The organism is Roseobacter sp., assembly GCF_024639605.1.
Taxonomy (GTDB): Bacteria; Pseudomonadota; Alphaproteobacteria; order Rhodobacterales; family Rhodobacteraceae; genus Roseobacter.
In genome coordinates, this window is the sequence record NZ_JAHEHZ010000103.1 from 1 (window position 1) to 12296 (window position 12296).

A 12296-nucleotide genomic window follows, 5' to 3' on the forward strand; every position below is an offset into this window, starting at 1 on the left:
CGCCTGCGGCATTTTCCGCGCCAGCGTCAGGGCCAGATGGCCACCCGCACTGTCACCCACCACCGGCACCGGCGCGCCGAAAGCTTCGATAAAACGGCAGGCATCCTCCAGTGGCGCGGGCCAGGCGTGCTCAGGCGCCAGCCGGTAGTCAGGCACGTAAACCTCGACACCTGCGCGCCGCGCCAGAGCGGTCGCCGCTGCCGCATGGCTCTGCGGGGAGCCAAAGACGTATCCGCCTCCGTGCAGCCAGACGACCGGTGGTCCCGCGCCAAAGGACCGCGCCGGGACACCGCCCCGGGATACCGGCTCCCCCTCCGGCCCGCTGCCTGCCAGCGCATCAAACGCGCGTCGCATCTGCTGAGGGCTACCCGTTACCGGGTGCGCCGCGATGCGCGCCTCAACGGCCTCCCGGCTCATATGTTGATCGACCCGACGGCTCCGCCATCGACGCGGTAATTCGACCCGGTGGTGAAAGTCGCCCGGTTGCTGCACAACAGCGCGATTGTGGGTGCCACCTCTTCGACCTGGCCCCGGCGTTTGAGCACCAGATAGGGGCGCTCTTCTTCCAGAAAGCTCTCAACCGCTTCGTCAAACGAGACGCCCATGTCTTCGGCGCGCTGCTCCATCATGCCGTCGGTCATCGGTGTCTCGATAAATGCAGGTGCGACACAGTTAACCAGCAGCCCCTTTCCCGAATGCTGCATTGCGATGCTTTTCGCGAAACTCAGCAGGGCGGATTTGCTGGCGTTATATACCGTTTCTTCCGGATAGGGCTGTGCGACATTTTCCGACGTGACGAACACGATCCGCCCCCAGTGCCGCTGGCACATCTGCGGCGCAAGGTGCCGGGCGATGCGCACCGACGACATAAAATCGATGTTGAGCGCGTGGTCCCAGTCTTCTTCGGTCATCTTCAGCGGATCGCCTTTGGCGCCTGTAACCCCGGCGGCGTGTACCCAGATATCAAACGCGGTGCCGACGCTGTCGAAAAACTCTTCAACACCCTCAACGGTTGACAGATCAGCGACCTGACCTTCGACGCCCAGATCGTCACAGACCGCGCGCAGCTTGTCCTCATCCACATCGGTGAGGACGATTCCGACGCCCTCGTCTTTGAGAATTTTTGCCGTTTCAATGCCTATGCCACCGGATCCACCGGTGATCAGCGCACGTTTGCCTTTAATATCGAGATCCATTGTTAACCCTCCACGGAAACATTCACGACCAACGCTCCGGTGGTGTGAATGTTCCCGGGAAGGCCCGTTCAGTGCAGCACTGCGGCTTCCTGTGCAGGCGCGGGCAGATACTGCGCGATGGCGCGTCCCTGCCCCGCCGCATAGTCGCGCGCGACCGCCGCCCAGTCGATATACGCAGCGCGGCTCCAGTCGGGACCGGCCTCAGGCGCCGGCACCAGCGCAGAGGTGCTGTCATACTGCGCCACCCGCTGCCCCTCGCGGAAGTCATCCAGCGACTGATGCCAGACCTCGCCTGCGATACTCAGGCAAAGCGTGCGCCGCAGCGGCGCGTACCCGGCTGTGAAAAGCGTGCCGAACCCTTCGCCGTAGCGCGTCTGAAAGAGCGGTGCTTTCAGAAAACGAGGCATCAGATCGCCGGGCGCTTTGGTCATCGCTTCCAGATTGGCATAGCGTTCAAAACTGCGGGTGAAGCCTGGCCGGTCCGCCCGTGGCGGAGCATCCTGATGGTTGCAGGCGATGGCGCGTGGCATAACGCGCATGCCTCCGCCGGGCGCCAGTTCGACGCTTGCAGTGCGCCGCCCGGCGTCGGCCAGCACGATGTTATAGGCCATATGCGACGGCACCCGACCCAGCACTTTCAGGGCCTCGGGCACGGTATCGCAGGTCTCCAGCACATAGCGCAGGATCGTGGTGATCCCGAACCCCCGGCCCGTCTCGCTGCGCCCTCCAAAGGCCAGTGCCACGCTCAGACCCGCATCATTGATCCCGTCCGACAGGCCCCAGAGAAACTCTGTCATTCCCATCACCGCACGTCCCGTCCATTCGGTGCGCAGCAACAGACCCTCGTTGAGATCCGGAGACAGATCATAATTGCGCACAAGCTGCACGTCGTCGGCATCCGCGAGCGCTGCGAGCGAGCAGCCGCCAAGATAGGCCGGCGGGCACCAGGTCGACAAAAACCGTGCCGCCCGGTCCGAACCGCCGGCAAGCGCCGTGAGCTCTTCCCAGACAGGCACCAGCTCCGGCATGTGTTCTGCAAGTGCTTCCCCACAGGCCGCCCGGGACGGGCCGGCATCGCCGCCGCGCGCACAGAACCAGGCCTCATAAGCCGGCCATGAGCGGTGCCAGCGTGCCAGCCAGCGCGGCCCGGGGCGTGCCTCCGAAACCGCATCGAACGTCAGTGTCGCACTCATGCGCCTGTCTCCTTATCTGTATCGAAAAAGAACCGCACCATCTCGGCGCTCGCATCCGGGCCCGCTTGATCAGCATGCGACCCGCCGGAGTTTCCGCCCGACCACGCATGTCCGAGACCGTCGATGCGCCAGTGCTCCACAAGACTGCGCCCTTCCGCATCGGTGACGGAATACCGGTCTGTCCGGCGCCCGTTGATCACCTCTGATGTCTCGGTTTCAAACGCCAGATCCTGCCAGCGCCCGCGTGCATCCTCGACGATCCGTGTGCCGTTCGCGGGCTGCACCGTGCGGTCGTCTGATCCGTGAAAAACCACCGTCCGCGTCAGAGCCGCACCGCTTGCAGCCGCACCCGGCGCTGCGGTGCCCGCCATCGCGGCAAGTGCGGATGGCACATCCTGCGCCGAGGCATAGGCCAGCCCCGAATGTGCCCCCACCGCGCTGAAGACATCAGCATAGGTCTCGCCCAGAATAACCGCCATGGCCGCCCCCGCCGACAACCCGGCGACAAAGATCTTTGACGACGGCACCCGGTATTCGGCGGCACAACGTTCCGCCATGCCCGCAAGTATGGCGGGCTCCCCCCGGTCGCGCTGCTGGTCTTGAGGGCTGAACCAGTTCCAGCACGATTGCGCATTGTGACCACGGTTCTGCTCGGGCCAGACAGTGATGAAACCCTGCGCCCCGGCCAGCGCATTCATCTGCGTGCCGATTGCAAAATCTTCCGGTGTCTGGGTACAGCCGTGCAGCATCATCACCAGACCTCTGGCCTCCTGCTGCGCCTTTTGCGGCACATAAATGCGGAAATCGCGGGTGCCGGCGCTGTTCTGAAAGGTCTCAGACCGCATCGCCTGTGCGACCCGTCCTGCCGGTCGTGCCGGTCTGGCTGATGTATTCTTCTGCGTGCCGGCTTTCCCTGCGCCGGCGTATGGTTCTGCGACCCCTACCGGTGACGCAAGCCCGTGTTTCGCCAGGGTGCGCTGCACCAGATCATTTGCGGCGCGCAGGGTATCGGCGCGCAGTTTTCCTGTCACCGGGCGGCGGCCGCCGGCGTTGAACTCAAACATATCGTTTTTCCTTTTTACTTAGAAATCAGGTTACCGGATTCGGTCCGCAAGCGCCTTTCTGACAGCGGCGCTGGCCTGCAAAGCGCCCAGAACAGTGATCGATCCGATGGTCTCCAGCGCCAGTTCCGGCGTCACCGCATCATCGATACGCGCCAGACCCACCACTTTTACATGCAGCACCTCCCCCGCATCGCGCAGCGCCTGCAGATCGGCCACGGTATAATCCCTCAGGCCAAGCTCCATCGTATGCCGCTCGATCGACTGGCGCACACTGTCACCGTGGCTGTCGATCTGATTGCGGATTGCCGTGCGGATAAAATCACTGCGATTGGAATAGAACCCCTCGCGCACCAGAAGATCGATGCGTCCGAGGTCCACAAATCCCAGATTGATCGTGATCTTTTCGTTCTCAGGCAGCTTGTCGCGCAGCGACCGGACATTACTCATAGCAATTCTCCATCCATGTGGATGGTATATGGATGTTTTTCGATCAGCACAACCCCTTTTATGCTGCGCCGCAGAAACCCGTGCCGCCCGCGCGGAGCGGCAGAGGCCGGGGTGACCGTGATTTACCGGAACGAAACAGGCAACTGCAGGTTGATCCTCGATACCCATCAAAGGAGGATAAAATGAGTACCACAACTGATAATGAACTCTTCGGGTCTGACGCCGAACGCGCGCTGGGAAAGCTGATGACGCGGCTGACAGATGTGCGCAACGGCTTTGAAAAGCTGGTGTCCGAAGCACAGGAAGACTTCGAGCCCGTCGCGCGCGAGTTTCTGGACCTGCATGCAAAACATGTGGATCAGCTGCGCACCACTCTCAGGGAGCATGGCTTTGACATCAGCGAGAGCGGCTCGTTCATGTCGCAGGTCAATGAGGCGGTGGTCGCCGCCCGCGCGTATTTCGATGACATTGATCAGGACGTGATGGCCCAGGTCCGCAACGGCGAGCAGAAAGTGCTGAACGCATTTGACGACGCTGTGAACAAGGTCGAAAGCAGTGACCTGACCGCCCGCCTGCAAGAGATGCGCAACGAGCTTCGCGACTGCGTTGAGCGCACCCGTCATATGGGCTGACCCACCGGTCACCGCAAAAAGAGAAGCGCCGCGGCAATCGGGCCGCGGCGCTTTTTCATGTGCATATCTGCCGGGAAAAGCCGGTCAGGACATCGCGATCACGGGCTTGCCCATCGCCCGGTGCAGATCATCAAGCTCGCCCTGGCGCAAACCCAGATGAGACGCGAGATCACGCAGGAAGGCCATCTCGTGGCTGTTGTCCGGGCCGCTTATCAGCAGTGCGGCGGAATAGACCTCTTTGCGCGCATGACGCGGTGTCTCAGCCGCGATCGACTGTGCATCCACCGGCTCGCGCATGGCGGACTTCAGCATCGCACGCTCGTCGTCCGAGGCGTCATCAAGAATATCGAACAGCGCTGACTGTTCCGCTTCATCGATGTGGCCGTCCACACGGGCCATGTGCACCATGGCGCGCAGGATCGGGCGGGCATCGCTCTCCGCTTCGGCATCGTTGACCTCGAACTGGCGGTCAAGATCGCGGGCTGCGGCCTGTGGCTCAACCTGCTGACCCAGAGCACCGGCGAGCATCCCGAAGAGAGAGCCGAGGCTGGCGTTCTGCGGGCTGATCTGACCACCCGTCCCGGCCTCACGACCGTCCGTAGCACCGCCCTGCCCCAGGGACGCGAGGATACTGCCGAGACCCCCGGCACCCGATGCCCTGTCGCCGCCGATGCGGCCCTGCATGCCACCGCGCGCCTCACCGGGCCCTGTAGAGCCCTGCAGCGCGTCTTTCAGACCCGATATACCGCCCATATTGCGGAACGCCTCTGCCCCTTTCGTCGCGGCATAGGCCAGGGCAAGCTTGGTCACCATTCTCTTGATCGACATATTCATCTCCTTTGCTGTCAGCTTTTCGCGGATCGGGTCTGCACCACAGCGGCACACGAACCCCCCCTCAGGGACCCAATGCGCGGCGCACCCCGGCAGTTCCGCCCCGCGCATGTCAAAGCCCCCTGCCCGGTCCCGCGGGTGCCGCGAAAAGCTGCGCACAACCCGAAATACGCCAGATCTGTCGCACAGATACGGCCGCCGGAAAAAATTAAAAAAATGTTAATTCGCCGGGAACCAACAGGGTGGGATGGCGTTACCTTTGTGAATGCGGTCAGCCGTTCCTGCCTCGTCTGTCTGACCCCGCACTCTGGCCTGTCCGCGACCGTTCCCCGACGTCGCCGACCAGCCACCTGGTGACCGCCCGTACGGCGATCAAAGTAACCAGTTCCCGCCGGTCTTCGTGCCGGCGGGCTTTTTTTTGTGCCGCGCCTTCAGGCGCTCTGGTCGCAGTCGCCGAGTAAGATTCCGTTGCTGGTGACCAGACGCAGGTGCACCTCCTCCTTGGGGAAAACCTCAAGCGCACAGCGCAGATATTCTTCCGTCATTTCAAGATTATTTTCCCGCGCGCAACGCTGCAGGTCTGCCAGTACTGTTGTGAACCATTCTTTATTCACTGCAACCTCCTGTAATTATTATCAAACCGCACCCGGAAGTTTTTCTGTGGTACACTGTTGATCCGGGACGCCAATGCCCCGTCTGCCTCAATTCTGCCAGCCCGTGTCTTGCGGGATACGAACACCGCGCCCGCAATAAACGGAGCGCCGTGAAACGTGCAACGACGGGCGCGACATATCGGGCAGGTGATACCCCCGCCGCACCCGCCGCGCAGCCACGCGCGTCGGACCGGACAGCAAAGCCGGCCCGCGCGCATTCGGTGAAAAGGGGGTCATCACCAGACCGCCTCTGCATGTAAAAGCTTTGAAATCTCCGGCCCGGCACCGGCGAAATACGCCACATCGGCGCTGTTCCAGTGGCGCGGTCTGCGCGTGCACACGGAAACCGTGCCCCGCAGCGTGCCGTCATGGTCGTGCACCGGAACGCCCATATAAGCGCCCAGTCCCCCGGGCAGGCTCCAGTTCATCCGTGACGTGGCCGGATTTGAAAAGATGTTGTCCACGACCAGCGGAAAATCCATCTGCAACACCAGATCCGGCAGCGTTTCTCCCCGTGTCCCCACGGGCGTCCCGCTGCGGCCGTTCTGAATTGTGTCGTCGGCATAGATCACGTGACCGCTGCCGGTGACAACGGTGGCAAAAACCCGGTCGCTCTCCAGCCTCTCGCGCACGCGGGCGAGCGTCTGCACAAGGGGGGTAATCGTATCGGTAAACTGTACTGTCACAGGCGGGCCGCTTTCTGAGAAAAATCAGCATGGGTCGCTTAGTAGGACGTGTTATACTTCCTGCCAGACCCTGCCGCATTAATCTGTGACGTATGTGACCCTGCGTCACCGGCACCCTATGAAGACCCCGGTATTTCGTAAAGCGGCACGGTTGATATCGACATTTTGGCCGAGCCCTGCTGAATTTCGCGGGCATGCGCAATGTAAATAAGCGTCTGATTTTTTTCGTCGAAAATGCGCCTGATCTGCAGGGTTTTCCAGATGATCGAACGGCGTTCCGAAAATACCGATTCACCCTCATCAGAGCGGTCGATGTCGCCGATGGTCATCGGGCCGGTCTGCCGGCAGGAAATTGACGAATTGGACGGATCCTCGAACCAGTTGCCCTTCTGCAGACGGTCAATAAGCCCACGCTCGAAATAAGCAACGTGGCAGGTGACGCCCTGAACGTCCGGATCTTCAAAGGCTTCGACGATGATATCATTGCCCAGCCAGTCGACATCGACATTGCCGACCTGCTCGGCGGTGACGGCTGTACCGGCAATCAGCAGTGTGGCCAGCGCGGTCGTGAAACGTGTCATCAGGATCTCCTTACATGCGGTATGAGCGGGTGCAGACAAAGGTCCGCCCCCTGCCCGCCCGCGATCATTATGTTGCGGCGGGACGTGCGCCGACAAAGGCCCAGGCCGCGTCAGTTTCGTCAGATGCAAATGCTTTCGCTTCGACCGGGATCAGGTGGTCAAAGAGGCTGATCATCCGCCCGGCGGCTTCCGGCGCTCCGATCACGGCATAGCGCTTCATGTGGGTCAGCGACCGCAACCGGGATTTGAGGACCTCCCGGTTCAGAATGCTGCTGCTGTCGCTGCCCGTAAATTCCGTCAGGTCCAGCAGCATGCTGACGTCATCGTGCCGGTCAAAGACATCGTTCATATAGGCCGCGAGTACTTCGGAGGTTTCCTCTCCGATATGCCCCTTTACGGTGAAGGCAAAGGTGTCGTCTGTTGTCGTCGGGATTTCAGCCACCGACCCGAACTCAGAATATTGCACAGCGGATCTCCTGCCCGTTTGTTGGGTTCTGAGATCAACGCCGCGACCGCCACAGCGGTTCCGCCGGTCTGCAGATGCAAGGTTGGAGCGTTCATATCCGGCGCCGGTGATTTCGCAACGGCACGCCGCCCGGGCGCTGTTTGCGCAACAGGCGTATCGCCGCATTTTCGTGCCGTTGTTACGGTGGCTTACCGCATTGTTGATTCGCCGTTTTGCCTCGTCGATATGCTCCCGACCTGTGCGAACAGCCCGTTTACAGGGCGGCTCCGGTCGCGGCACCCCTGTAAACTAAGGGGATCGGACACGCGGGGACGCCCCGATAAGAAGAATCTCTTGCGTTAAACATGGTATTCAGGGCTATATATCACTCAATACCATGAATAAGCGGCGCAAAGCCGTGCATAGAGCAGGTGGCGCAGTGAGCAGAGCACTCAGATACAGTACCGCGGATTGCCGCGTCAGAGAAGCTTTGTCTGCATCGATCAGGGAGGTCGGCATGTAGGGCAGCAACAGAAAAGGCCGGGCGGCTGCAACCCCCCGGCCCCAAGCAATTATCCTGTCGGATATTCACTCTTCTCACACTCAGAATAGTCCGGCGCCCCTAAACCTGCAAGCTTTTTGCATTGCCGGATCGAGGAAAAAATGTCTGAGCAGCTTTCATTTAACCCGCGCAAAGGCTTCGTTGCGCTGCCCGTAGAGATCATGGATCTCGACCTGACGCCCGGTGCTTTCCGCACTCTGGCCGAGCTGTGCCGTATGGCCAATACCGAAGGTTTCTGCTGGCCGTCCCTGCAACAACTCAGTGAGCGCCTCGGCCGGTCGCGCTCTGCGGTTTCCGGATACATCCGGGATCTGCGCGCGGCAGGGCTGGTAGATACCCAGGAGCAACGCACCGCAAACGGGTATAACTATCGCCTGAAATACCGGGTGACGTTCTGGGAGGACTGGCGCGCATCCCTGCGCAGACCATCGCTGCAGCCCGACCGGAAAACTGAACGCAGTGTTCAGCCAGATGCACGCATGACTCAGATTAAAAATCATATCCTTAAAAACCACTCTGAGGAGCCTTCAGAGACTGATAAAGACAAGCTCATCCGCAAATGGGCGCGCTGTTTTGCCGGCGCGCCCTACCCTGCTGCGGCCCGAGAACCTGAGCCCGCTCTTTGCGAAAGTACGCGCGACATTCTGCACAAGAGCCTACCGCCTGAAGTGCTCACAGAGGCCGTTGTGTCTGCGCATCTGGTCCGGCTCTGGACTGATCTCGGTGTATCGGTTCCAGCCGACATTCTGGCCACCCAGACGTCGCATCTGATATCGCTCAGGCTGTCTGAACCGGAACTCGCCCTGCTCTTGCGAAAGCTGTCCTCGCAGTGGCCCTCGCACTGGCAGCGCCCCCCAACTGATGAAATGTTCATCAAGCTCGTCAGGGCCGCGGGAACGGCAACGGAGGCAAGCAAAAATGCAGTGCTCAGAAGTTACCTCAAAAGGTGGGAACTGGCGCAAAAGAGCTTGCAGACCTTCCGGCACTCCTGTTCTGTGGAACCAGAAAAATACCGGGCGCAGGCCTGAGAAAAAATGAAATATCCGCGGATATAATCAGATGGCATACGGGCAGTTCGAACAGTTTATCCGGAATATGAGCCGGGTTATGGGCGCGGTGAACACCAAACTTCAGCGCGATCTGACACTGCGGACACGTGTGGCGCGGCGTTTTTCAATGGTTGAAACAGCACAGTTTCTGGGCGTTGACACCACCTATCTGACGCGGATCTCGGGTGAAGAGCCCTCCTTCCCCGCAGGCGAACGCCGGGGCCGTGAGCGCACTTTCTCACCGTCTGAGATTATGCTGATCCGCGCGCTCATCGGCTCCAATAAGGCCGCGCGCAAACCCTATCTGCACTGGCGACGACCCGGCGAACCCGTAAAGGTGGTGACCTTCGGCGCGCAGAAGGGCGGCACGGGAAAATCGCTCACCGCTGCGCACTTCGCACAGTATATCAACCTGAACTACGGGCTGCGCGTGGGCGTCATCGATGCGGACCCGCAGGCCACGGTCAGCCTCTATTTTGCAGACGAGAAACTGCCGCTTTTTCAGCACGACACGCCGACGCTCGCGGACTTCATGGGCGTCGATGATCCGGCCACTGTGTCGCTGGAAACACCTGATCCTGAAACGCTGAATTCCGTCTGGCAACCGACGCCCTGGCCGGGCGTAAGGCTCATTCCTGGGGGCGCTAATATTCAGAACGGCGACATCAGCCTGTTCTTTATGTCTCAGAAAGCAAAGGTGCCGGTATATGGCGTGTTGCGCAACGCGATAAGGGCCTGGGACGCGGCTTACCCGCCTGTCACGACCGTGGAAAATATCCGCGGAGATAATGGCGAATTTGATCACGCGGCCTATGCCCGGGCGCTTGATGAGACCGTAGATGTGATCGTGATCGATCAACAGCCTTCGCTGACGCTGATGCAGCTCAACGGCCTGATCGCTGCTGACAGCGTGGTGATTCCGCAGACCATGAAGGGCTTCGATCTTGCGACGCTGGCGACCTATGTTTCAAACATCGGAGAGTATCTGGAGTTCATTATGGGGTTCGAATCCGACATCGAGATAGGCGGCGGGCGTCACATGGTACTGCCGACGATTGTGCAGGAGCAGAACGACCAGGACACCGACCAGATCCTCGATCTGTACCGCAAGGCGCCGCGCGAGGTGATGCAGGTCTGGTACAGCCGTTCAGACGCGATCGCCAACGCTGCCGAAGAGTATAAAAGCATCTACGAATACCTGCCGCCCAAGACCCGGCGCGCCTCCGCGCGGGCTTTCATGGCGAATGCAAATGCGGTCAATGACGCGTTGGTGGAGCGGATCATGCCGGATCTGCCAACCCGTGGATATGCCGAAACATTTATCAGGGAGCGCTGGAACTGATGGCCCGGAAACGCAAACTCAACGCCGCGGTTGAAGAAGAGACGCAGACACCCGCAGAGGCCATTGAAGACCGTAAAGGCGGCATGGGCGGCATGTGGGCCGGGTCAGCGATGAACATGCTGAAACAGCGCATCGAAGAGGCCCACGGATCCCTGAAAAACGGGGTTATGGCGGGCACTGTGGCGCTGGAACTGGACCCTGGGCAAATCACAGATGAGGTGGGCAGTGACCGGCAGACGGGCTGGCAGCAGGACGAGGATTTCGACCGTCTGGTGGCCAATATCGAGCGCCGCGGCCAGACCCAGCCGGTGCGTGTGCGCCCGGCAAAAACGGGCTGGGAAGCCGACCCGCAGAAACCGCTGGAGACCAGCGATATTTTTGTGCTGCAATCCGGACGCCGGCGGGTTGAGGCCTGCCGCAAGCTGGGACGTAAGGTGCTGGCGATCGTGGCGACGGAGGAGGGGGACCGCACCCTTGCCGACCTCGAAGAGCGGTTTCACGAGAACACCATGCGGCGGGACCTGACCGGATTTGAAGAGCTTCTGTCGATCGGACTGCTGGCGCAGAGCCTGCAGGAAATGACCCAGTCGGAGATCGCTGAACGGCTTGGCACCGCGCAGGGTGATGTGTCGCTGGGCCTTGCCTGTCTGGAGCTGCGCGAGACCATCGAGGAGCAGGTTGACATCGCCACCACGCCCAAGCGGCAGTACCGCTCGATCATCCCGAAGCTTAAACGCGGAGAGCGGCTGAAACCGCTGTTGCCCGCAGTGCTGACCGGCGATACGCCACAACGTTTTGACGTGCGCGGCATTCCTATGACGGCGCGCAAAGGCGAAGGCGGCTATGCCATACGGATGAAGAATGCGAAGGTGGCGGATGCGGATCTTGAAGCGATGCTGGTTGATATCGCCAAGGTAGTAATGAAATATCAGATCAGGAAAAAGTAAATTAATACAGTATCTTAATGGTGTTGTTCGGGGCAGGGGGCGGATAACCTCCGGAACCTGACAGCATATCGCGCGTTATCTCACGAACAGTGTTCGGGCGCGAGCGAAGCTCACCTGCCGGGGCCGCACTACTCACACAGGAGACCACTATGAGCCTCGCCGATACTCTGGCCATCGACGCCCAGTCCACCCGCGCCAAAATCCTCGAAAAAGTGAACCCTGACGATTTTCGCTGGGCAGTGCCGGTCATGCGCGCGGGCTATGCCGGGCGCGCGCTGGTTTATTTGGTGGTGGCCGGATTTTCGCTCTGGTCGATCGCGTCGGGCGGTCAGGCCGAAGGTACGCAATCCGTGATGGAGCGGCTCAGCGGGGATGCCTGGTTCGTGGTTGTGCTGATCGCTTTGGGCATGGCCTGTTATGCCGCCTGGAGACTGATTGACTGCATCTGGGACCTTGAAGCTTACGGCACGGACGGTAAGGGCCTGATCGCCCGCGCAGGCATGCTCGTCACCGGTGTCGTACACCTCGGCATTGGTATTCTGGCCCTCACAACGCTTGGTGCATCGTCGGGCGGGTCCGGCGGCACGCAAGGCGTGATCGGCAAAATCATGGCCTCGCCGGGCGGTGTCTGGGCGATCGGGATCGCTGGTGTTCTTACCATGTGCGCT

The 12296-nt window shown here is 60.8% G+C and carries 15 protein-coding genes; 5 read left to right on the forward strand and 10 right to left on the reverse strand.

Features of this window, described 5'->3' with window-relative positions:
- The 5 genes from Q0M35_RS13110 to Q0M35_RS13130 form a co-directional block, all read right to left on the reverse strand.
- Positions 1-417: alpha/beta hydrolase (locus Q0M35_RS13110; RefSeq protein ID WP_295316016.1), on the reverse strand; the 417-nt coding region annotated here is incomplete at its 3' end.
- Positions 414-1196 (reverse strand): SDR family oxidoreductase, encoded by a 783-nt coding sequence (locus Q0M35_RS13115; protein WP_295316018.1) that lies wholly within the window; start codon positions 1194-1196, stop codon positions 414-416. The genes Q0M35_RS13110 and Q0M35_RS13115, both read right to left, overlap by 4 nt.
- 68 nt (positions 1197-1264) lie before the next feature.
- A complete protein-coding gene (locus Q0M35_RS13120) occupies positions 1265-2389 on the reverse strand; it encodes a C45 family peptidase (protein ID WP_295316020.1) in 1125 nt (374 codons plus the stop codon).
- Positions 2386-3453 carry a PHB depolymerase family esterase gene (locus Q0M35_RS13125; RefSeq protein WP_295316022.1) on the reverse strand — a complete coding sequence of 356 codons (1068 nt, stop codon included), beginning with the start codon at positions 3451-3453 and terminating at the stop codon, positions 2386-2388. The genes Q0M35_RS13120 and Q0M35_RS13125 overlap by 4 nt, the downstream gene beginning before the upstream one ends.
- Positions 3454-3483: 30 nt before the next feature.
- Positions 3484-3900: a CopG family transcriptional regulator gene (locus Q0M35_RS13130; protein WP_295316023.1), complete on the reverse strand. Its 417-nt coding sequence runs from the start codon at positions 3898-3900 to the stop codon at positions 3484-3486.
- Positions 3901-4082: 182 nt separating this feature from the next.
- On the opposite strand from Q0M35_RS13130, the gene Q0M35_RS13135 reads away from it, so the two are divergent.
- Positions 4083-4532, forward strand: a complete 450-nt coding sequence (locus Q0M35_RS13135) for a DUF2383 domain-containing protein (protein WP_295316024.1) — start codon at positions 4083-4085, stop codon at positions 4530-4532.
- An 84-nt stretch (positions 4533-4616) separates the two neighbouring features.
- Here the strand turns inward: Q0M35_RS13135 and Q0M35_RS13140 are convergent, their stop codons facing one another.
- The 5 genes from Q0M35_RS13140 to Q0M35_RS13160 form a co-directional block, all read right to left on the reverse strand.
- Positions 4617-5360, reverse strand: coding sequence for a DUF533 domain-containing protein (locus tag Q0M35_RS13140; protein ID WP_295316025.1), 744 nt, complete (start codon positions 5358-5360; stop codon positions 4617-4619).
- Positions 5361-5794: 434 nt separating this feature from the next.
- Positions 5795-5977 (reverse strand): hypothetical protein, encoded by a 183-nt coding sequence (locus Q0M35_RS13145; protein WP_295316026.1) that lies wholly within the window; start codon positions 5975-5977, stop codon positions 5795-5797.
- Between the two features lie 275 nt (positions 5978-6252).
- Positions 6253-6702 (reverse strand): GAF domain-containing protein, encoded by a 450-nt coding sequence (locus tag Q0M35_RS13150; RefSeq protein WP_295316027.1) that lies wholly within the window; start codon positions 6700-6702, stop codon positions 6253-6255.
- 116 nt (positions 6703-6818) lie between these two features.
- Positions 6819-7283, reverse strand: coding sequence for a CreA family protein (locus tag Q0M35_RS13155; protein ID WP_295316028.1), 465 nt, complete (start codon positions 7281-7283; stop codon positions 6819-6821).
- Positions 7284-7350: 67 nt separating this feature from the next.
- Positions 7351-7749: an STAS/SEC14 domain-containing protein gene (locus Q0M35_RS13160; protein ID WP_295316029.1), complete on the reverse strand. Its 399-nt coding sequence runs from the start codon at positions 7747-7749 to the stop codon at positions 7351-7353.
- 642 nt (positions 7750-8391) lie between these two features.
- On the opposite strand from Q0M35_RS13160, the gene Q0M35_RS13165 reads away from it, so the two are divergent.
- The 4 genes from Q0M35_RS13165 to Q0M35_RS13180 form a co-directional block, all read left to right on the forward strand.
- Complete coding sequence (locus tag Q0M35_RS13165; RefSeq protein ID WP_295316030.1) at positions 8392-9318, forward strand: helix-turn-helix domain-containing protein; 927 nt, start codon at positions 8392-8394, stop codon at positions 9316-9318.
- Positions 9319-9349: 31 nt separating this feature from the next.
- Entirely contained in the window at positions 9350-10681 is a 1332-nt protein-coding gene (locus Q0M35_RS13170) for a ParA family protein (protein WP_295316031.1), read from the forward strand.
- On the forward strand, positions 10681-11628 hold the full coding sequence (locus tag Q0M35_RS13175; protein WP_295316032.1) for a ParB N-terminal domain-containing protein: 948 nt from the start codon (positions 10681-10683) through the stop codon (positions 11626-11628). The genes Q0M35_RS13170 and Q0M35_RS13175 overlap by 1 nt, the downstream gene beginning before the upstream one ends.
- Before the next feature lie 149 nt (positions 11629-11777).
- Positions 11778-12296 (forward strand): DUF1206 domain-containing protein (locus tag Q0M35_RS13180; RefSeq protein WP_295316033.1); only part of this gene is annotated, 519 nt, incomplete at its 3' end.

Coding starts and splice junctions, on each gene's coding strand:
- Q0M35_RS13115 (WP_295316018.1), bottom strand. CDS start 1,196: ATGGATCTCGATATTAAAGGCAAACGTGCGCTGATCACCGGTGGATCC.
- Q0M35_RS13120 (WP_295316020.1), bottom strand. CDS start 2,389: ATGAGTGCGACACTGACGTTCGATGCGGTTTCGGAGGCACGCCCCGGG.
- Q0M35_RS13125 (WP_295316022.1), bottom strand. CDS start 3,453: ATGTTTGAGTTCAACGCCGGCGGCCGCCGCCCGGTGACAGGAAAACTG.
- Q0M35_RS13130 (WP_295316023.1), bottom strand. CDS start 3,900: ATGAGTAATGTCCGGTCGCTGCGCGACAAGCTGCCTGAGAACGAAAAG.
- Q0M35_RS13135 (WP_295316024.1), top strand. CDS start 4,083: ATGAGTACCACAACTGATAATGAACTCTTCGGGTCTGACGCCGAACGC.
- Q0M35_RS13140 (WP_295316025.1), bottom strand. CDS start 5,360: ATGTCGATCAAGAGAATGGTGACCAAGCTTGCCCTGGCCTATGCCGCG.
- Q0M35_RS13155 (WP_295316028.1), bottom strand. CDS start 7,283: ATGACACGTTTCACGACCGCGCTGGCCACACTGCTGATTGCCGGTACA.
- Q0M35_RS13165 (WP_295316030.1), top strand. CDS start 8,392: ATGTCTGAGCAGCTTTCATTTAACCCGCGCAAAGGCTTCGTTGCGCTG.
- Q0M35_RS13170 (WP_295316031.1), top strand. CDS start 9,350: ATGGCATACGGGCAGTTCGAACAGTTTATCCGGAATATGAGCCGGGTT.
- Q0M35_RS13175 (WP_295316032.1), top strand. CDS start 10,681: ATGGCCCGGAAACGCAAACTCAACGCCGCGGTTGAAGAAGAGACGCAG.